The 20,977-nt window shown below is 37.6% G+C and carries 22 protein-coding genes; 4 read left to right on the top strand and 18 right to left on the bottom strand.

Annotation, left to right across the window (positions count from 1 at the left end; genetic code table 11):
• Positions 1-5: 5 nt before the first annotated feature.
• The 6 genes from H0185_RS13550 to rlmD form a co-directional block, all read right to left on the bottom strand.
• A complete protein-coding gene (locus tag H0185_RS13550; RefSeq protein ID WP_221874038.1) occupies positions 6-893 on the bottom strand; it encodes a carbohydrate ABC transporter permease in 888 nt (295 codons plus the stop codon).
• Positions 894-908: 15 nt separating this feature from the next.
• Positions 909-1,814, bottom strand: a complete 906-nt coding sequence (locus H0185_RS13545; protein WP_221874088.1) for an ABC transporter permease — start codon at positions 1,812-1,814, stop codon at positions 909-911.
• 281 nt (positions 1,815-2,095) lie between these two features.
• Positions 2,096-3,418 carry an ABC transporter substrate-binding protein gene (locus H0185_RS13540; protein ID WP_221874037.1) on the bottom strand — a complete coding sequence of 441 codons (1,323 nt, stop codon included), beginning with the start codon at positions 3,416-3,418 and terminating at the stop codon, positions 2,096-2,098.
• 17 nt (positions 3,419-3,435) lie between these two features.
• Positions 3,436-5,034, bottom strand: a complete 1,599-nt coding sequence (locus H0185_RS13535) for a response regulator transcription factor (RefSeq protein WP_246629186.1) — start codon at positions 5,032-5,034, stop codon at positions 3,436-3,438.
• Positions 5,027-6,805, bottom strand: a complete 1,779-nt coding sequence (locus tag H0185_RS13530; protein ID WP_246629185.1) for a cache domain-containing sensor histidine kinase — start codon at positions 6,803-6,805, stop codon at positions 5,027-5,029. The genes H0185_RS13535 and H0185_RS13530 overlap by 8 nt, the downstream gene beginning before the upstream one ends.
• A gap of 188 nt (positions 6,806-6,993) precedes the next feature.
• Positions 6,994-8,361: a 23S rRNA (uracil(1939)-C(5))-methyltransferase RlmD gene (gene rlmD / locus H0185_RS13525; RefSeq protein ID WP_221874085.1), complete on the bottom strand. Its 1,368-nt coding sequence runs from the start codon at positions 8,359-8,361 to the stop codon at positions 6,994-6,996.
• Between the two features lie 265 nt (positions 8,362-8,626).
• Here rlmD and H0185_RS13520 point away from each other — a divergent pair, with 265 nt between their 5' ends.
• Positions 8,627-9,067 carry a YtoQ family protein gene (locus H0185_RS13520; protein WP_221874084.1) on the top strand — a complete coding sequence of 147 codons (441 nt, stop codon included), beginning with the start codon at positions 8,627-8,629 and terminating at the stop codon, positions 9,065-9,067.
• Positions 9,068-9,134: 67 nt separating this feature from the next.
• Here the strand turns inward: H0185_RS13520 and H0185_RS13515 are convergent, their stop codons facing one another.
• Together H0185_RS13515 and H0185_RS13510 are read right to left on the bottom strand one after the other, a co-directional pair.
• Entirely contained in the window at positions 9,135-10,073 is a 939-nt protein-coding gene (locus H0185_RS13515; RefSeq protein ID WP_221874036.1) for a hypothetical protein, read from the bottom strand.
• Positions 10,074-10,276: 203 nt separating this feature from the next.
• Entirely contained in the window at positions 10,277-10,723 is a 447-nt protein-coding gene (locus H0185_RS13510) for a GNAT family N-acetyltransferase (RefSeq protein WP_221874035.1), read from the bottom strand.
• Between the two features lie 301 nt (positions 10,724-11,024).
• On the opposite strand from H0185_RS13510, the gene H0185_RS13505 reads away from it, so the two are divergent.
• A complete protein-coding gene (locus H0185_RS13505; protein WP_221874034.1) occupies positions 11,025-12,470 on the top strand; it encodes a L,D-transpeptidase family protein in 1,446 nt (481 codons plus the stop codon).
• A gap of 601 nt (positions 12,471-13,071) precedes the next feature.
• On the opposite strand, the gene H0185_RS13500 is transcribed toward H0185_RS13505, so the two are convergent.
• The 8 genes from H0185_RS13500 to H0185_RS13465 all read right to left on the bottom strand — a co-directional run bounded on the left by H0185_RS13500 (position 13,072) and on the right by H0185_RS13465 (position 19,254).
• Entirely contained in the window at positions 13,072-13,617 is a 546-nt protein-coding gene (locus H0185_RS13500) for a CueP family metal-binding protein (protein ID WP_221874033.1), read from the bottom strand.
• 253 nt (positions 13,618-13,870) lie between these two features.
• Positions 13,871-14,899, bottom strand: coding sequence for a potassium channel family protein (locus H0185_RS13495; RefSeq protein ID WP_221874032.1), 1,029 nt, complete (start codon positions 14,897-14,899; stop codon positions 13,871-13,873).
• A gap of 23 nt (positions 14,900-14,922) precedes the next feature.
• Positions 14,923-16,164 carry a glutathionylspermidine synthase family protein gene (locus H0185_RS13490; protein WP_221874031.1) on the bottom strand — a complete coding sequence of 414 codons (1,242 nt, stop codon included), beginning with the start codon at positions 16,162-16,164 and terminating at the stop codon, positions 14,923-14,925.
• A gap of 1 nt (position 16,165) precedes the next feature.
• Positions 16,166-16,621, bottom strand: coding sequence for an RNA helicase (locus H0185_RS13485; protein WP_221874030.1), 456 nt, complete (start codon positions 16,619-16,621; stop codon positions 16,166-16,168).
• A 37-nt stretch (positions 16,622-16,658) separates the two neighbouring features.
• Positions 16,659-17,057: a DUF350 domain-containing protein gene (locus H0185_RS13480; protein WP_221874029.1), complete on the bottom strand. Its 399-nt coding sequence runs from the start codon at positions 17,055-17,057 to the stop codon at positions 16,659-16,661.
• A 23-nt stretch (positions 17,058-17,080) separates the two neighbouring features.
• Positions 17,081-17,458, bottom strand: a complete 378-nt coding sequence (locus tag H0185_RS13475; RefSeq protein WP_221874028.1) for an aminotransferase yhxA — start codon at positions 17,456-17,458, stop codon at positions 17,081-17,083.
• Between the two features lie 213 nt (positions 17,459-17,671).
• Complete coding sequence (locus H0185_RS13470; RefSeq protein WP_221874027.1) at positions 17,672-18,694, bottom strand: DUF4179 domain-containing protein; 1,023 nt, start codon at positions 18,692-18,694, stop codon at positions 17,672-17,674.
• Entirely contained in the window at positions 18,691-19,254 is a 564-nt protein-coding gene (locus tag H0185_RS13465) for a sigma-70 family RNA polymerase sigma factor (RefSeq protein ID WP_221874026.1), read from the bottom strand. Before H0185_RS13465 ends, H0185_RS13470 begins: the two co-directional genes overlap by 4 nt.
• A 204-nt stretch (positions 19,255-19,458) precedes the next feature.
• On the opposite strand from H0185_RS13465, the gene H0185_RS13460 reads away from it, so the two are divergent.
• Positions 19,459-19,836: a VOC family protein gene (locus H0185_RS13460; RefSeq protein ID WP_221874025.1), complete on the top strand. Its 378-nt coding sequence runs from the start codon at positions 19,459-19,461 to the stop codon at positions 19,834-19,836.
• 127 nt (positions 19,837-19,963) lie between these two features.
• Here H0185_RS13460 and H0185_RS13455 read toward each other — a convergent pair whose 3' ends face one another.
• Positions 19,964-20,272, bottom strand: a complete 309-nt coding sequence (locus H0185_RS13455) for an MGMT family protein (protein ID WP_221874024.1) — start codon at positions 20,270-20,272, stop codon at positions 19,964-19,966.
• A 174-nt stretch (positions 20,273-20,446) separates the two neighbouring features.
• On the opposite strand from H0185_RS13455, the gene H0185_RS24045 reads away from it, so the two are divergent.
• Positions 20,447-20,560: a DUF2179 domain-containing protein gene (locus H0185_RS24045; protein WP_343223149.1), complete on the top strand. Its 114-nt coding sequence runs from the start codon at positions 20,447-20,449 to the stop codon at positions 20,558-20,560.
• A gap of 59 nt (positions 20,561-20,619) precedes the next feature.
• Here H0185_RS24045 and H0185_RS13445 read toward each other — a convergent pair whose 3' ends face one another.
• A complete protein-coding gene (locus H0185_RS13445; protein ID WP_221874023.1) occupies positions 20,620-20,925 on the bottom strand; it encodes a hypothetical protein in 306 nt (101 codons plus the stop codon).
• Between the last annotated feature and the right edge of the window lie 52 nt (positions 20,926-20,977).

The raw sequence follows: 20,977 nt of genomic DNA, 5'->3' as shown, positions 1-20,977 counted from the left end.
TTTTATTATTTTAATGAACCTACCATAACTCCCTTTTCAAAGTACTTCTGGAAGAATGGGTACATAATCAATAATGGTAAACTAGCAATTACAATGGATGAATATCGGATCATTTCTGATATTCTCATAATCTCATTTCTAGCTTGAATATCTGCAATCATTCCTGGTTGAACCTCATTTTGTATAAGAATAGAACGCAGGACTAGTTGCAATGGATATAAATCTCGATTATCAAGATAAATCATGGCATCAAAATACGCATTCCACTGCCCGATGAAGGCATAAAGAGCTAGTACAAAAATAATAGGTTTACATAAAGGCAAGACGATGCTAATAAATATTCTGAAATCTGAGGCACCGTCTATCCTTGCAGCTTCCTTTAATTCATTTGGAATTCCTTTAAAATAGGTTCTAGCTAGGATAATAAACCAGACATTAACAGCACCTGGTATAATAATTGCCCAAATTGTATTAAGCATCCCTAAATCACGGACAACAAAATAAGTTGGAATTAATCCTCCACCAAAAAACATGGTAAATAAGAAGAAGAACATAAATATCTTTTTTCCAACTAAACCATCTACAGATAACGTATACCCTGCAAGGATTGAGATTGTAACCGTTATTATTGTAAATCCAGCTGCATAAAGGATTGAATTGAGAAAGCCCCTCATAATGGTTCCATCGGTTAGGATTCGTGTATAACCTTCTAACGACCAATCAGATGGACTTAGCGAAAGCCCTTTCTTAATTAATGCATTAGGTTCTAAGAAGGATGATAGAAAAACATACAATAATGGTACAAGGATCAAAAGTACAATAATTCCCAACATGATATTGTTTATGGCGAGAATGACCCGATCCCCTCTTGAGTGTTTAATTTTGTTATTCATAATTCTCCTCCTTCCTTAGATAAGACCTTCGCCTTCGTTTAGTTTTTTCACTACTTGATTAACAAACACAAGTAAAATAACGTTTACAACAGCATTAAACAATCCTACTGCAGTAGCAAATGAATAATCTCCTGCTAGCAAGCCGCGTTTATAAACATGGGTTGCGATAATTTCTGATGATGGTATGTTCATTGATGTTTGTAACAGATAGGCCTTTTCAAATCCAATGCCCATGATTCCACCAGCCGCCAAAATAAATAGTACGGCCATAACAGGCTTTAATGTAGGAAGATCAATATGCCAAATGCGCTGGAGTAAGGAAGCACCATCTAATTTAGCTGCTTCATGCAATTGCGGGTCTACGTTCGCTAAGGCAGCAACATAAATGATAGATGCCCAGCCAGCTCCTTGCCATACACCCGACCAAATGTAAATCGATCTAAAATATTCTGGTTCAGACATAAATGAAATTGGTTTGTCTGTGAAAATGCCTAACACCGCATTAATTGGCCCTACGGGTGAAAGGAACAGAAAAACCATTCCGGAAATGACTACTACTGAAATAAAATGGGGTGCATATAAGACTAATTGGATATTCTTTTTAACACCTGATTTTCTAAGCTGGTTTAGCATAAGGGCTAATATGATTGGGATTGGAAAACCAATCAGAAGCTCAAAGGAACTTAATTTAATCGTATTTACTAAAATTTGAAGGAAGTTGGGTGATGTCAAAAAGTCTGTAAAGTGTTTAAATCCTACCCATTCACTTCCCATAATCCCCTTGATTGGACTATAATCTTTAAATGCTATCAATGCCCCATATATTGGTACATATTTAAATATAATTGTAAGAATCACAGCCGGAGCGATAAGCAAATAAAGAATATAATTTTTCTTAATATACTCTAGATGACGATGCATTTTCTTTGGTTTGCTAACCTGAATGGCCTGCTTTGTTTTTACAATCTCTGCCAATTTGTATTACCTCCTATCCATGTTATAAATTAAAAATGAAATCCCTTTCATTACGCTCTTAATATAACAAAATAAATTGGGCTAAGATTTTAATATTTTCGGGTGAAGAGTTTTAATATTTTCGGGATATGTCATCGCTTACATTGCTTTGCTAGTAACCTTATAGGTGCCGAAATTATCATCTAATATAAAAATCCCCTAGTTTTTGAACTAGAGGATGACTGGTTTTATGGTGTTTTTACTTCCATTAAGCTATTATTTATTTTCTCAACCGCTTCACTAGCAGCGGCCTTGACGTCCTTCCCGTTTTTCCCAACATCTTCAAATAAAACTTTAATGGCCTCACTTATAACAGGATAAGCTGGGGTAACCGGTCTGTTCTTTGAATAATGTTGTCCTTGTTCAATAAATATATTTTTGGGGTATTCATTAAGCTCCGGAAACTCCTCGGCTACTGAAAATCTCGCAGGTAAATCACCTGTAATTTCAGTGAATATTTTAGAACCTTCTTTACCTGTTGCAAAATTAACAAATTCCAATGCTTCCTTTGGGTGTTTGGTTTTTGATGAAATTCCAAGTGCCCAGCCTCCATTAGGGGCAACTTGGGATTGAGCCCTAGGCAATGGAGCTACACCAAAATCTTCACCGAGTACAAAGCCAGGATGCTTTTTTAACTCTTCTAGGTGCCAAGACCCCAATACAGTCATAGCGAGCTTATCTGTTTCAAAAGCATTAGGAGGCAATTCAACTGCTGCTACATGATGTTTTTGATACAAATCTTGATAAAAATGCAATGCTTCCAATGCTGCTTCTGAATTTAAATAACCTTCAGCTGTAGATGCGTCAGGGCTTAACACATCAGCCCCAAACTGCCAAAGGATAGGCATTTTAAAATAAGCAGGTCCTTCCCCACCACCAAATCCTTGGGAGGGATCAATTCCTATTACTCCCTTTTCTGGATTATTGATTTTTATGGCAATTTCTAAAACCTCATCCCATGACAGAGGATTATTTGGATCCTTTGAAGGGAGCGGGATTCCATTTTCTTGGAAGAGGTTTATATTGTAAAATAAGGCAATACTTGGTTCCACAATAGGAACGAGATAGATTTCGTCATTATAGGTTAACCCGTTTAATAACCCCTTAGGTATATCTTCTAAATAACCCACCTCTTTCATATACGAATCAAGTGATAAGAGAAACCCTGCACTTGCATAAAGAGCTAGGTTAGGGCTATCAATCGCCATAATATCGGGAGGGTTACCAGCTACTAATTCTGTGCGCAGTCTTAATTCATACTCATTACCCCAATGCATGGATTGCATATTAATCTTGATATTAGGATGCTTCGCTTCAAAGGCAGCGACAATCTCTTCATACGCTTGAGTGAACGCTTCGTTTCCTAGGTTCCGGATGTAAGTCAGTTCAATTTGCCTAGTTTCTATCTTTTTATCATCTTTGTTTGTTCGGTTAATAAATGAAGGATCTATAATGGACCATGCCAAAACCAATAAAACAATGATAATAATAACTGCCCACCATTTTTTCAATCATAATCCCCTCCACTTTAACCATTTCCAGTCATCGAATTCCGAAATTCCACAGGAGTTTGTCCATAGTGTTTCTTAAATACTGTGCTAAAATATCCTGAGCTAGAAAAGCCTACCAAGTTTGCAATATCAATAATTTTAAGCTGATGATCTTTAAGTAATTCCGTTGCTTTTTCCATCCTCAGATGAACAAGATAGTCACTAAAGTTCTTACCAACATGGTGCTTAAACGTTTCTGATAAATGAGCACTATTAATATGGAAAAGCTTTGATAAAGTGGTAAGGGATATTTCACTAGCATAGTGAAGGTCCACATAACTTCGAACACTTTCAATAATTGCCTTATTTGAAAAACGTGTCTGACGGACCCTTTCAATAATTAACTCCGCTAGCAGGATAAGGTTCTCTTTCACTTCATATTGAGAGTTTAGTTTCCAGATATTCTGTTGACAATTCCAAATTGCATTTTGAATATTACTTGTCTCTATGCCATATTTTTTTGCCAGCGAACCTAACAGGAATAATACATGATTAGCAGAAAATGAAAACGACAAAACCGACTGATTCTCTACTCCCCCAAGTATGGAATGTACGTTTTCTTTGAAAACAAGCAAATCAGCATGCTCAATCGCATTCGTTAACCTTTTCTCGATATCAGGTGAAAAGTTAAAGACCTCTTCTCTTGGAATTATTTGATCAATAACCTGAGATTTTGCCCCAAGCAGGCTATGACTCCAAGCAAGTAAACTTGAAATATAACCGCTTCTATATTCCATCAGACCATTTACAACATTCCCAATTCCTATAACAGTATCCAATTTCAAATACTTGTTAATGGTATGTTGGATTCTCTTTACTAGTTGAGAAGTACGAGTTGATGTTTGCCTGTCTGATTCAATTATCTGTAAAAACTGAATCATTTTCGTATAGCTAGGATCCTTAAACAAGTATGTTCCTTTTTGTTCTTGCACAATCTCTCTACACACCATTTGGAAGGGAAGCATAAGTTCTTCTAGCTTAATAGGATCAGCGGCTTCTCTAATTTCTACGGTAATAAATTGTACTTTTGCATTTTCATTTAGAAGTTCCTCTAACTGTAATTGTTGAAGTCTTTCCTTTACAATATTGGGTTGTAGTCTTTCCTCTTTTACTAGATAAAGGATATATTGTTCCTGCATTTCTTGTAGATGTAAATTAGCTAGTTGGTTCATCCTAACAAGCTCTGCTTTTTTCGCCATCTCATCCTTGATCTCATCCCGAATTTTCCTTATGGCTTCTTCCAATTCATCTGGTGCAACTGGTTTTAATAAATAGTCTCTTACTCCTTGTTTCAGTGAGTTCCTTACATAATCAAAATCGGAATATCCTGACAACACAATGATTTTTACATGGGGAAATTCAATATGACATCGTCTTGCCAATTCAACGCCATCCATAATCGGCATTCTCATATCTGTAATGACTAGATCGATGTCCTTGTTTTTGATTTTCTCAAGTGCCTCTTTCCCATTAGAAGCCTCTTCAACTATTTCAAATCCCTCTTTGTCCCAATCTACTTTCAATCGTAACCCTTTTCGAATTTGAATCTCATCGTCAGCGATGAGTACCTTAATCATGTAGTTCACCCCGCTCTAACTCAATACTTAAGGTAATTTTAGTACCTTCGTTCACGATTGAGTCGATTTCATAGGAAAAGCCTTGACCATAATAAAGAGTTAAACGTCCAAGAACATTTCTTAGCCCAATACTATTTCCCTTACTATCTAATACATTTATCTCTTCATTTGATTCTAAAAGGCCAGTTCTAACTTCATCAGACATTCCAATCCCTTTATCCTCTATTATTATGTTAATCCGGTCGGCAACTTTTTTAGTTTTAATAGAAATAGTAGCTTCCGCTTTTTCACTAAAGCTATATTTTACCGCATTCTCCACGAGCGGTTGTAAAATGAATTTAATAATAGGGAGGTTTTTTGTTTCGGGATCTATCTCCATATTAATATTGATCATGTCTTCATACCTTAACTTTAGTATGTCTGTGTAGTTTTTTATATAGTTTAGTTCCTCATCTAGGTTAACAACTTTATTTTTCGTATTTAAGGAATATCGTAACATTCTCCCTAAATAGATGCTTACATTCATCACTTCTTTGTTTCTCCCTTGAACAGCTAAGCTCCCCATAATCTCAAGAGTATTATTCATAAAGTGAGGATTGATTTGTAGCAATAAAGCTTTATATTCCGCATCCTTTCTACGTAAATTGGCTTTATATTCTGTTTCAATTAGTTTTTTTAATTGTTCTACTGTATGATTAGTCACCTTGATTAAGTAACTCACTTCATTATTTTGAGATTTAATCGTAGGCATAAACCTTTTTGCACCTGTAAAATCTCCTTTTTCTATAAACCCCATTGCTTTTGCTAACTTTCCTAAAGGACCTGTAATAGTAGAGGAAAGTACGAAAGATGCTACTATTGTTAATAGAAATACAAATATACTTGTTATCAATAAGTTCCGTTGCAGACGATTCACTTTTGAAAATAGGTCAGACTCCGTTACTTCACTTATTAAAATCCAGTCTCCAACCGGGAGTTTTTGATAAAAGACTAGATATTCTTCATTATTATTGGGTAGCTGAATTAATCCTTTTTGAGATACATTATTTGTGATTTGGTCCAAACTTTGCTGGATGATTTCATTAGGTGTATCCATTTCCCCGGATAAAACATTGTCTCCATGCTTGTCTACTAAATACGCGTGACCATTCTTACCGATACTGATTTGGTTTAAAGCTGTTTCAAGCAAAGTTGTAGGAAAATTCACCTTGATAACTCCACTTGAGATAAATGTGTTTGTATCAATAAGGGGCAAAAGATAGCTATTAACCGGTCTACTACTCATTTCATGATTTGGTTGATAAGGGTCCAAATGTGACTTTACAAAACGTTGTTCATTTTTATTAAAGTCCTGAAACCACTCCGTTTCATCTAGAGAATCATTAAACCCCCAAGTGCCAAGACCATCATTCAATTGCAATGAAATGGAAATCCCATTTGAATTATTAATCATCACCGAGGATAGAAGGTCATTAAGCTGTTGTTGCAACTTGACACGTTCTTCACCTTGATAGCCTTTTTTAGTTGTTCTTAGCCATTCTTGAGTGGTTTCGTTCACTAATACTTGCTTGCTTATATCCTGTGCCTGCGTCGAAATAGATTCGACATAAAGCAGATATTGATCCATCATTTCGATAGTCAGGTCTTGAGTCTGTTCTCGTATAACGGACGTAAATAAGGCAGGTATCATATAAGATAAAATAATAAATGGAACTGTTAATAAACAAGTAAAAACGAGTAATAAACGATTTCTTAATGAAAAAAACAACATGACACCCACTCTCACGAAGGAAAACCCTTACATCTTTGTTCCTATCAAAAATAAATTATAACACTAATAAAGGATTTGTACTCGGTGCCTAGTCACGATTCGATATATGTCATTTTTTGTCGACCCTAGGTCATACAGTCTTACATACAAAATGGCCCAGTCTAGTGACTGAGCCAAACAGCTTTTTATTAATCCTTATGAACAAGTTGGGCTACACACTCCACATGTGTTGTATGCGGAAACAAATCAACAGGTTGTACGACTTCTAACGTATAACCAAACTGCTCTAGTTCTTTAATATCTGTCGCAAACGTTTCAGGATTACATGAAACGTAAACGATGCGTTCTGGCTTGGCACGTCCAATTCTTCTCATAACCTTCCCACCTGCTCCTGAACGTGGAGGATCAAGTAATAATAATTCAGGTGTTCCGAAGGTTTCTAATACTTCGTCAATCCCTTTGCGTGCATCCTTTGCTAGGAAATAAGTATTGTCTAGGCCATTATCAAGCGCATTTCTTTTTGCTGATTCAATAGAGGTCTCGACAATTTCAATTCCTGCTAGCTTCCCTACTCTGCTCGCAAACGGAAGTGAAAACGTTCCAACGCCACAGAAAAGGTCAATCATTTTTTCAGTTTTCTTTGGTTGTCCCATTTCAATCGCGATATCAACTAACTTTTGCGCTTGAACGGGATTCGTTTGGAAGAACGTATCAAACCAAAGACGGAATCGGTATCCATCCATTTCATCGTAAATAAAGTCACGACCTGCTAATAGATGCGTCTTTTCTGATTGAGTCCTGTCCGCCCAATCCGTGTTTTCTAACCACATCAAGCTTTTCACTGCAGGAAACTTTTCACCAATTCGCTTGACTAAATCATCAGCAGCTTGTTTTAAATGCTCTTCTGGCGATTCTGTCGCAAATAATCCTAGCATAATCTCCCCTGTTGCGAATGATTGTCTCACCATTAAGTGGCGAAGCAAGCCTTCATGTAAGTCTTTGTCATAACCCTTTAACTGATGGTCTTTCACCCATTCGGCCACTTCCATTGCCGCTTCAACCATTTCTTTCCCTGCGATTAAGCAAGTCTCAAGGGAGATAATTTTACGAAAATTTCCTTGTTCATGTAAACCAAGTGAACCATCTGGTGCAAATGTAAACTCCATTTTATTCCGATAATGCCACGGATTGTCCGCTCCAATTGTGTCTTGAACAAGATCAGGATCGAACCCTTGTGCTTCAATCATCTGTTTTACATGGGAAGTTTTTTGATTTAATTGAGCATTGTATTCCCAGTGCTGCCAGACGCATCCACCGCATTTTTCAAAGTGTGGACACGCAGGTCCAATTCTATCGGCATTCATTTCGATGATTTCTTCAGGCATTGCCTTTCTTCTTTTACGATCAGGTTGATCGACTGTTACCTGAACCTTTTCACCAGGCAGTGTTTGCGGGATGGTTAATTTCAACTTCCGCTTATTGCCTAACTCATTTTCACGCCAGACTACAGCCTGTCCGGAACCTTTTTCATCTAAATGATCTATTTCAACAACCATTGTTTCTGGTTTTATCAATGTTTGTCCCTCCTACTACTTATCTATAAATCCACGCATTCCATAAAACTCTAGTATAAATCACAAATCAATATTTTTGAATAATAACTTCTTAGCATATATTAACAGATTGACCGAAAAAAAGTGTTCCCTTACTTATCAACAGATTATAACAAAAGCTTATTAAGGTCCCATCCCATTTACTTTGAAAACTCTAGCAAATCAGATAATATAGAAAGAGGACGATTTTAACAAGGGAGGATTAATGATGCAATTAACTGTTTATTTAGCAGGACAAATTCATGATAACTGGAGAGAAGAAGTGAGGCTAAAAGCGGAGGAAAAGAAGCTTCCATTGGTCTTTGTCTCTCCACAAACAAACCATGATCGCTCGGATGATATTGGCGAGGCAATCCAGGGAAAACAACCTAGCAAATTACATAAGGACGACGTAGCATCAGACATTAACAATTTTAGAACACAAGTATTAATGCAAAAGTCAGATATTGTGATTGCTTTATTTGGAGAAAAGTATAAGCAATGGAATACAGCGATGGATGCCAGCACCGCTATTGCTATGAATAAACCGACGATTATCATTAGACCTGAATCATTAATACATCCATTAAAAGAACTCTCGAATAAAGCGAATGTAACCGTAGAAACGGTTGACCAGGCATTGGACGTACTTAGTTATATTTTTGAATAGAAGATTGTAGAAGTCAGACAAGAACTAGTTGTCTGGCTTCTTTTTTAGACTTATGCTATACAAACCATTATAAGTTTAAGATAATCTCCTGCTTTTCCTTTTGGATGTTCTCGAGTTCTCTTCTCTTTTTCTCCAATTGTGCAGTTAAATTTAATAGTATTTCCGTTACTCTATTGGTTTGAAGTCTAATTTGTTCCAGTGATTGTTGGATTTTCCCCTGAACCATGAAATCCGCAATAAACCCATCAAAGAAGAAGTCTGCAAACTTTAACATATCGGAAATTTCGATTTTGAGGTGTGCTTGTTCTCGGATATCCAATAGTTCTTTTTGAAATTGACGTATATTCGTTTGTGCTTTATGTAGGAGGGCTTCAGCCTGATCAATATGTTGGTGTTTCATGACACCTGAGAGGGCACCGCCTCCAAACATATCCCATGTCCCCCAACCTTCCGCCTTCTCAAGTGAACTTCTCGCATCCTCCAGGGCAGACTTAGCATAATTTCCAGCTGATATCGCTTCCTCAACCTCGACTAAGTATGCTTTTAGACTACCTTCTTTCCCACTCAATTCAAACACTTTCTCTGCAAAACGCGTAGTACCTGATTTAATGATAGTCTCTTTCTGTGAGAGAAGTTGATGATACTCTTCCTCGATTTTCTCGAAAGCTTTAAGAGCGTTTTGCAGCTTTAAATTCTCTTCATCTATTACCATTTTCGTTTTAACCGCTTCTTCCAACTTGTGCTTTGCAGCAATCATTTCCTGTTTTTCTTTTGAAAGTTTTTCCTCTTTTGTACCCGAAAGAATAGCAACTAAATTCTTGAGACTCATACTCTCTAGCTTTACTACATCCTTTTCCTCCGATTTTAACCTTTCGCGTAGGTCACCAAGCTCCTGTTCAACTATTTGTAACTCTCGCTTATAATCCTCAAGCTGTAAGTCATACTTTTCTTTTTTATGTAGTTTCCCCTGAATTTCAACCAGCTTTTCGTTTATTTCTGAATACATCTAGTACTCCCCCATCTTTTTCCTTTTCTATCATTACGGAAAAAGAAAGGTAAAAGTTTCATATCCGTTTACTTCATATTTTAGAGCACATATAGATGAATAAACTGGCTTACTAGACATGAAGAGACAAAAAAGAAGACTGTCCCTATAAACACAAAAGTCAGCCTCTCTCTACAAGTTCAAATACTAATACTATAGTAGATTCACACACTCAAACTTAGTTCATAATGATAAAATTGCGAATCCCGTTCATAGCCGTTTTTCTCATATAAACTTTGCGCGGAAAGATTATCAGGTGCTGTACTAAGGCTAATACTGTTCGCACCTGTAGCAAGCGCATGATCTTTTGCTTTTTGTAAAAGCATTTCTCCTACTCCTTGTTTCCTTGCTTCAGCCGCTACATATAAATCATTTAATATCCATGCTCTTTTCATCGAGATTGAAGAAAAGCTTGGATATAGTTGAGTAAATCCCACATACGTTTCTTTGTCCTTCACAACAAAGATGACGGACTCATTGCTTTCAATTCGTTCTTTTATATATCTCTTTGCTCCTTCCAAATCTGAATCTTGCTTGTAAAAGATCCGATACAAATTAAATAAATTAGATATTCCATCTAAATCATTTATCGTAGCTCGAAAGACCTCCATAATACTCCCTCCTGTTATCTAGAAAATTCTTAATTCTTTCATTTTAGCACTATTTTTTCGATGTTTTTAGTTTTTTAGAATCAATTTCACTGACCGACATGATTGAACTATCAGGCTCCAATAATAAATAACGTAGTCAAATTCGAAAAATTTTTAAAAACTTTCATGAGGTTACACAAATCGACAAATTCCATCCAAAATATCTAGTAAAATAGTAGTAAAAGTTTTTTTATCATGTAAAATAAATGTAAACATATTTTAAGAGAAAAGTAATAGAACGTCGAATAGGTGGGAGTAAAATATGGGAAACACTGTCAATCAACCAGTTGAGGATATGAGTCGGTCACAAAAAAAGTCAGATAAATGGTATAAGAACTGGAAGTTTTACGCAATCATTTTTGCAGTTGTCGCACTTGTTGTTTCGGGAATGAGCTATTATCAGGCAACCCATTTTAATGCTGATGTTACGATTAATGGTGTCAAGGTTAGTGGCCTTAATGCAGACAAGACACTAGAAAAATTACAAAAAACGACTCTGAAAAACGAAGTCTATGTTGGGGATGAACAAGTTTTAGATGGTAAAGACACACAAATGAACTTTACAGATAAGGACTTGCCTAAGGTAAAGAAACTGTTAAAAGAACAGTGGACATTTTTCCCTTCTTTCAAGACAAGAAGTTTTACCTTACTGCCTAGCACACCGGACCAATATCGCAGTGAAGAATTGAAAAAGGACCTAGAACAGAAACTCGCCTCTTTAAATGAAAATTTAACGGCTCCCGTACATGCGCAGGCGTCACTAAAGAATGGAGAAATTGTCGTCTCAGAGAGCAAAGATGGGAAGCAATATGATGTTGCAGGCCTCTTAGAAGAATACGAAAACCAAGGATATACAAGTGAAATTCATCTGAACACAGCATATCTACTTCCTATTAAGGAAGATAGCGAAATCATTCAAGAGCAAAAGAATAAGTTACAAGAGCTTCTTGACAGTACTGTTAACTACCAGGTCCAAGATAAAGTACATTCTTTAAAGGGTAGTGACCTAATTAAAAACGCCTCGCTAACAGAGGATATGAAGATTTCAATTGATGACTCAGATATGATTAAGGGGAAAATTGCTGAGATAAATGATGCTCAGTCCACTTTAGGGAAAGATTTCAACTTTAAGACTCATTCAGGTCGGGTTGTATCCGTAAAAGGAAAGGGGTATGGCTGGGCACTAGATGTCAAAAAAGAAACTGCCCTTATTAAAGAAGCTTTTGAAAACGGGACAGAAACTGTTTCCGCTGCAAATATCTCCGGAAATGGCTGGAGTGGTGAAGGGTATGGCTATGATACGCTCTCAAATAACGGCATTGGTGATACGTATGCAGAAATATCCATCGCCGATCAAAGAATCTGGCTATATCGGGACGGTAAGCAAGTCCTTACCACAAACGTTGTTACGGGGAAACTTAGTACCGGCGAAGGCACTTCACCAGGTGTATGGTATATCCTCTATAAACGAACACCATACACCCTTAGAGGTAGTGCAGTAGGTAAGGCTGATTATGAGGTTGATGTCTCTTATTGGGCACCATTTACAAATAGTGGTCAAGGATTCCACGATGCAAGTTGGCGTGGAAACTGGAGTAGCAATGCCTATGTGAATGCAGGTTCCGGTGGTTGTGTCAATGTCCAGCCTGGTATGATGAAACAGGTATACGATAACCTTAGTACTTACCAACCAGTAGTTATCTATTAATCTAATTAAAACAGGGAATCTCTTTTAATGAGATCTCCTGTTTTTTTACGTCTTATGGTGGCACGCTGGGGCTTCCTCCATTACCTTTTAATGATTCTTCATCCTCATTTGGGCAAGCTGGATTTTCCTCCGTTACCTTTTGATGATTCTTCACACTCATTTGGGCAAGCTGGATTTTCCTCCGTTACCTTTTAATGATTCTTCACCCTCATTTGGGCACGCTGGGGCTCCCTCCGTTACCTTTTAATGATTCTTCATCCTCATTTGGGCACGCTGAATTTTCCTCCGTTACCTTTTAATGATTCTTCACCCTCATTTGGGCACGCTGGGGCTCCCTCCGTTACCTTTTAATGATTCTTTATCCTCATTTGGGCACGCTGAATTTTCCTCCGTTACCTTTTAATGATTCTTCATCCTCATTTGAGCACGCTGGATTTTCCTCCGTTACCTTTTAAGGATTCTTTACCCTCATTTGGGCACGCTGGATTTTCCTCCGTTACCTTTTGATGATTCTTTATCCTCATTTGGGCATAAAAAAACGCTCAGGATTCCTCCTGAGCCGTTCATCTATTCGTTATTCAATTCCAACAATAAAACTGCCTTACAGCAACTGCATAGTCGTCACGCAGGTATCGTCGCCCTTGAACGTAGTAAGCTCTTGCTTCGCTGCTTTGCCTTCTTGGCTAATACTTACCTGTAAAGTCTGGTCCCGCGGCAGCCACAAATCAATAAACCCATTGGCTTGGGAAGTTACTTTCTCGTCTAAGATGACATTTCCTTCTTCATCTTCAATCAAAACGTCAAACTCTTCTTTAACTAATTCACCTTGACAACCTGTCAAGCTATGAGTTTGTCAAGGGTGAGTTTGATCGATATACGGTGCGATTGAAACAAAAAATTCATCTTCAGGTAAATCATAGGTCACCTGGCTCTTATCGCTTTTCGTTACGATGAGCTGATGAGAATTGATAGCAGCTGTTTGATCTTCTATATTCCCCACACTATAATCATGAACTAATTTCTTAATGTCTTGCACTTCGTTTGTTTCTGTTTGCGATTGTGTTGCCTCGTTGCTTTCGTCGTTAGATGCACAACCTGCCAACATCATCGAAGCAGCCAATCCAACTGCAAAGATTGTTCGTTTCATTCTACTCACCTACCTGAAACTCTTATTTTCTACTCTCTTATTGTATAATTTTAAAGTTATATTTCAAGTTAACTTATTCACAAATCGCCATCATTTCGGTATCAAACTATAAATGTTAACAAAATTGTCACCTTAATAATTATGTGAAAAAGGAAGAAGAATCACCTCTTGCTTTACATCCGCCCTAGTTTTATTTTTAAGTTGAACTCTAACCTGCCAACCAATTCGAAACAAGCTCCAGTCCCAAACACCTTTACCGAGAAATCTTTCTATATGTCCCCTCATCACAAATTACGAACATTTTCGCTTCCATAGAAATTTCTTCATTATGACGGCGAGCAATGTCCATCTTGCTTCCATCCGAAATTAAGATAGCCCCATGTTCGAATAGTTCCATCGCTGCGTCCTTATAAGTCACCCAGTGAGGCTGTTTTCTAATCTCATACAAATTTTCCCCTTCGGTATTGCTTAGGAGCTGTTCGAAAAGTTTACTCGATCCATGATGGATGGCAGCCTGGGCCATTAATCGTGATAGAGAATCATCTGAGAGAATAAATTCATCCACATTTGCGTGTTCAAATAAAGACATATGTTTTTCCTTCTTTATCTCCACAACCGTATAGATACTTTTTTGAAATTTTTTTGATAAATGCTCGACTCTTGATGCAATTAATAAGGTTTTCCCATCTGCATATTCGGATTGGTTGTTCTCTTCATCTGAAAAGATTGCAACAGATTTTGCCTCAAGAATATTGGCTCGCATTAGTACTTCCTCATCAGCTGGGTTGCCACTGATAAAGTGTACATTGTCATGCTCAAGCGGGGAACGACCAGCATTGTCGACAATAACTACATCACATTTTTGACCACTATGAAGTATTTCCTCTAGGACATTTTCCAATTTATCTTTCGAGGAGCCAATCAGAATATAATGGTCTTTTCCTCCGTAATTCAATTTCCCTTCCTCCTTAAGCCTGCGATATAAGGTAAAACTTTCAAACAACTTCCCAACTATGATCCCCATGGCACCAATACCAAAGGTGTAAATGAGTAGCATTGTAAATATTCTCCCAAAATCTGTAACTGGGTAGACATCTCCATATCCTACTGTCACAAGCGTCGTCATTATCCACCACAGGGAATCAATATAACGTGGGAAGGTTTCAGGTTCAATCTCCCTCATCAAAAGACTACTCGAAAGAATCATCATAACGGCAATAACAAGAGCATGCCAAATTTTTATTTTTATTAACTTTGAAAGTATTCTCTGTAAGATTCCCATTCGTCCTTTTTCTGTCCTCCTCCCTACTCTTCCTGTATCCCCACAGGCAAATAATAAGAAAGATTGTTCGTTATTCTTTCCCCTACTCTAAACCCAATTGCAGCAGCATGGCCATTCAGTAAAAAGCTCCCAATCAGGAGGTTACCAGTTTGCTTTCCTTTTGAACTCATAAAAGTGATAGAAGGAAGCTCCACATATTTCTGGTAAACTGGCACATAGTCTGTATAGCTTTTTTGCGAGTCTTGTAATCTAAGTTCTCCTGCCCCACTAAATATTTCAACTGTATCACCCTCGCGGCCAAAGGATGGTTTCTTTACAAAAGCTATGTTCGAACGGAGAAAATAGTCAGGTTCAAAAAAGGTAGGTAAAAAGTATTCCCCAATCCAGGCGTGTTCTTCATCTGTAAAGAAAGGGTGCTTTTCTTCATGCAACCCCCAAATGATGGCTTGAACTGCTTTATTTTGAAGCAAAAACGCGGAAGGTGGATTTAAAATCATCAACTTGCCCATTTCAACTAGCTCCAGCAACCATAAACCAATTTTATTCCCTTCCTCATCTTCGTCCATAATTAAGTTTTCTATTGGAAAGGTTTGCCGATAGAGAATATCAATTTTCCTTCCAACCTCATCATAAAGTCCCTCTCCTTTTGCAATTTCCAATTGGTGAAGTGGAACAAATCTCGATGGTAGACCAGCTAACTCTTGAAGGTAACGGACCGTTTCGCGGTCTTCCTCGCTGTCTTCATGTGCGGTAAACACAATATAGGGTTTTGGCTTTTCACTTTGCTTCGCATATTCGTTAATGCTAAGTCTAACAGCGTACGCAAGTCTCTCAGCCATACCAGCATTCGGGTCCTCGATTTGAAATTCGTTGCAAACCTGACCATTTATATCAAATAACTCTTTGATAAATGTCGGAGTATCGGAGTTGATTTCAATACATTTAAAGCCACTTTCTGTTCGAATTAAGTCAAGTCGGGCAATGATACTTTCAAAGGGGAGAGTCTTTAGTTTTAAGAATGAAAGAGACTCTGAAGGAAAACCCATTTCCTTCAGAGTCTCTTCCGGAACTTCTCTTAACAGCGACGCTACCTTAAAAAAGACCCTCCCGATTCGATCACTTGCCAAACGAATCTGATCAACCTCACTTCGCCTCATACATGCGATGTCATATAGTGCGTACTCTTCCCCATACAGATCTGGCCAAAAGTTCTTTATTTTACTGTAAAATTGCTGTCTTTTTTGATGATATGGCAAGGAAGTCATGTTACATCTCTCCAATGTTTTTTACATAAATCACATAAACATTACGGTCTTCGTCAATTTCGGTTGAGGTCATCTCCATTTGTCCGAATCCAGGAACATCCACAATATCTTTGAGAAGGTAGCGAATGATATCAAAATGGGTATCACGAGGAAGCACCGCGAGCTTTTTATAGTTTTCCTCTTCTCTAAATCTCCGAAACTCGATATGAAGCCCTTTCCCCCGATAATTTTCCTCATCGAGAACCGAAACATTTCTGCCAGCGTCCTCAAGAACAATAATATCTTCATCTTCTATCATCTCATTGGAGATTAACTGGTACTGTCTGCCCCTCATTATAAAATACGTACAAAGTTGCCTGGCGTATAGCTCATCTACACCTACTTCAGGAGTGATATATTCATAGAATGGCTCGTGGCCACCCTTTCCATCATGAATAAAATAAGTAAGTTTTTTCATTTTCCACCTCATTTATGAAAGGTAACAGGAGCATGGATCAATAGGACAAACATTTAGCAACAATCCAACCGACCGATAATGATAAAGTAAACAACATGATTCCTACAGCTCTGTTATCTTCCTCAATCGCTTTGGAGATACTAAACCGAATCGTCAGAAGCTCCGCAAGGACAAAGACAATAATTTGCGAGATGATTCCAATTACACCCCAGATTGCCATATCTACAAGAGAAATTGAATATTCTGCTGCAGCCCCGAGGACAAGCGCAAGTCCAACAATCTTTCCTCCCAGTGACAATGCTGCTGTTTGGTTTTTTTGCGAAATTAACTTAAACTCTTTCACCTTTGTTGTTGTGATTTCGAATAACACAGTTCCCACTAATAATAAAAGTACCGCTAATCCTAAATAGGAAGCAAAATTTACATATAAGTTCACAACTAATCCCCTCTTTCGTTTTATTAACCTCCGAAACTTTTTGAGCCACTTCCGAATCCAGAGCTCATCTTACTTGAACTTCCGGAGGACCCTGTTGAACTTATGCCCTTGAAGGTTGAACTATTTTTATAGCTGGAATAGCTCTTACTTTTAGTAAGAAGGGACTTGCTAGAATAATATTTTCCACCATGATAATAGTGACCGTAGTATCCTGAATTTGAATCTTCACATTCCCATACGCCATCATCCAAATCCCATTCCCAATCGGTGCATTCTTGGTCTTCTGGCGCAGGTGGTATGTCTACCGCAGCGTATGGATCTGATGAAGAACCGCAGCCGGCTAAACCAAGCATTAGTGCTGTTGAAGAAATCCCCGCCATTACTTTATTTGTTTTGTTCACTGCTTTCCCCCCAATCAAGTCGTAACATAAAAAAAACGCAAAAATTTTCCAGCTATCCACTATTTTATTTTAATCCACTGATAATTAACAAGGTTAAATTGGATTATTTTTAATAATGTGGGTGCCAACCAGCTTGTTTAAAGGACAGGTGAAGAAAGAAAAAAAAGAGAAAGTCCCCTGAGCATTTCCAAGGGGTCTTCTCTTATAGCTTGACTAATCCAACTGAATGGTTACTGGTTTCATATCTTCTACTTTCACTAATTCTCCTGATCCTTTTGAATAGTAGATTTGAGGGGTAAACGTTAATGACTTAGCATTAGGATCTATCGAGTAGATGGTGGTCCGCCATTCATTTGAAGCCCCTTCGTTTTGACTAACCCCGCCATTCCCATTCAGTTCATAAACATTGCCGAGGTTATCTTTCCCTCCACTCATTTCAACCGTAACAAATGGCCAATTCTGTAAGACCGATTCTTCCACATAAAAATTGTACCGTAAAACGGCAGCCATTTCCGATTTTTCCAGAGATTTCATTACTACCGTTAGCCCATCTTGAGAAGAGGTTTGATCTAGTAGCTGAACATTTGTTGGCAATTGGGACAGTGTAAATTCGAATTTCCAATTGCCTTTCACTTCTGTGTTCGTTTGAAAATCTTGAAATGAGGTAGGCTCCCATTGAACGAGTACCTCTTCTGGACCTTCACCCTTAAAAAGAGGTGTCACCTTCTCAACCCCCACATAAGTGGTGTCATTCATTTTTTCAATGGATCCTGTACCTCCACTCCCGCTTGTTGGTTCTACGTTTATGAATCCTTCTGGTCGAGGATGATTTCCAAGCTCTTTATCTGTTTGGATTGCGTAGGTTAAGATGATATTTGTGCCATCATACACCGCATTTTCAATCATCACATTAATCCCATTACTCGATTGCACTTGGTTCACTACCGTTGCAAAATCTTCATATTTTTTTGGTAGCACATCTTCTTCAACGTAAGTTAGAATTCTTTGAACAAATGGTAGTTGATCGGCAATGGCTGGGAATGTGATGAAACTAGCGGATAAAACACTTATACCAAGAAGCGCAGCACCAGCAAGATATCGCACATTGAAACGCTTATTCTTCTTCCCTTTGGTTAAGACATGTTTTTTTATCTTTGCTTTTTGTTCGGTTGATAGAGGCCTTGGTTCTATCTCATCGATATCGAGATCAAGCCATTCTTTAAAATCCTGACTCATAGAAATACCTCCTTTAGTTGTGAATGTTGAGCTAATTTTTTCTTTCCGCGATATAAACGATTCTCCACTGCAGAAACAGACAGGTGGAGGGATTCTGCTATTTCAGCAGTGGTTAACTGAAGCGAATATTTCATCATAAAAATATCTCGATCTATTTCTGCTAAACTATTAAGCGCGAGCAGGAGAGTATTCTTATCTTCCTTTTTTAATAAGTGCATTTGCACATCTTCATGGTTTGAATGTTCATGAAGCCTTTCGTCACTTTGCTCCCGTGCCCTCTGTTTCTCCAATTTTCGGAACGCATCAATCGCTTTGTATTTTGTCATCATTCCAATCCATTTTTTAAAATCTTCAGGTTCTCCTTTAAATTGATTAGCGCTTTGCCAAAGGGTTAAAAACACATCATTGACGCACTCATCAATCGCTTCAATACTAATGTTGGATAGGATTTTATAAGCTATTGCATGAACAAGAGCAGAATATTTCTCTATTACATACTCGAGTGCAGCTTCATCTTGTTTTTTTAAACGTTTAATAAAATTGGTCTCGTCACACTTCATTTAGTAATCTCCTCAATTTTTTCGAAAAAGCTTTTTCACTACCTATAACGAATCATAAAAGGAAAAACTCTCAAAAATTTTTATCTTTTATTTTGAATCGATATGTTTTTATACGGACTTAATAAAACGAACAACGTTGTTATTCCCAAGACTAATTGGTAAAATAACCTAGAATTAGATGATATAAACAAAAGGGAGCTTACTATGATAAACAAAATTGGGAAGGTAACGGTTTATGTAGAAGATCAAGAGGAAGCTAAAGACTTCTGGTTAAACAAGGTTGGGTTTGTTTTAAAATTTGAACAAGCAATGGGTCCCAACATGTCTTGGATAGAGGTGGGTCCAAGTGAAGACGAATTCACCACTCTTGTTCTTTACTCTAAGTCTGCAATGGAACAACAGAGCCCTTCTGCTGTTGCCCATCCGTCTATTCTCTTCAGCACAAGTAATATCGATTCTGCTTACGGAAAAATGAAAGAAAACGGAGTAGTTGTAGATGAACTGCAAAAAATGCCTTATGGCTCCATGTTCACATTTAAAGACCAAGACGGTAACAACTATTTATTACGTGAAGATAAATAGGAACTTTAGTTTAATAGCAAAAGTATGGTTATCAATCAAAAACCATGCTTCTTTTATTTTCTTCACTATTTTTATTTCACCGAGTTTGTTAACTGTTCACCTTAGTACTTTTCTATCTAAACTAGCATTAGTCAGGGTGATATTGATATCTTGCCAAATCAATCACTCCATTCAAACCAACCTCAATCCCTTCACTTTCAAGAGATAACAGCTGTTCATGATAAGAAGCGTCATCCTGCAAGGCAATTTTCCCCTTGCTATTCACAACGCGGTGCCATGGGAGTTGGTGTTTCTTACTCATCGAGTGTAGCACACGCACCACTTGACGGGCTGCGCGCGGACTACCGGCCACGCTAGCAATCTGCCCATATGTCATAACTCGACCTTCAGGGATATTCTGTATGATGGTAACGACTCTTTTCGTAAAAGGTTGCATCCACATATTCCTTTCTAACAGATTAAAAAGAGGTTGGCTATAATGATTTACACTATTAATCCAATCACTTTACTTCAAAAACTCCAATTCCAAAATCTAGTATTATTCCTCTACCCTTCCGATATACTCACGGACCAACATCATATTCACCATAAATATACAGTTTAGTATACAATATTAGCCACTCTCCGTTCCATCGTGGAAGAAACGGACCCCCATGCTCTAGTAGCAATCGAGAATATTGCCGATGTCAGTGGAAGCAACTTCGATAAAGCCTCAGCACATTAACAAAGAAAGGCAGCCCTTAATACTTATAGGGCTGCCTTTCTCTTAATTTACGCGAAACTTCATTCGTTGGTATACTTTTTTCTTGTTAATAGAAACAGACTACCTCCGAGTGTAAGGATAGAAATAAACTTACTCATTAAAATTAAGTAGGATGTAAATTGATCGTCTAGGGTGATATGCGGCAGAATAATAAGTGTATATACAACAAACAATCCAAAAGCAAGAATAACAAATGCATGATTATAAGCACGAACGATTATTTCCTCACTTGTTTCTTCCTTATAGTTAGTAAAAATAACAATGATATAGGCTGTAACTAAAATCATGAAATAGGTTATGACTGCAACGACAAGATTGATACTCATGTTTTGAATTGCCCTCCTATTTTCCCCTTCATAAAAGCTAGATGGTGATCAA

Source organism: Mesobacillus maritimus, assembly GCF_019749255.1.
Taxonomy (GTDB): Bacteria; Bacillota; Bacilli; order Bacillales; family Cytobacillaceae; genus Mesobacillus_B; species Mesobacillus_B maritimus_A.
This window is presented reverse-complemented; position numbering and strand designations above follow the sequence as displayed.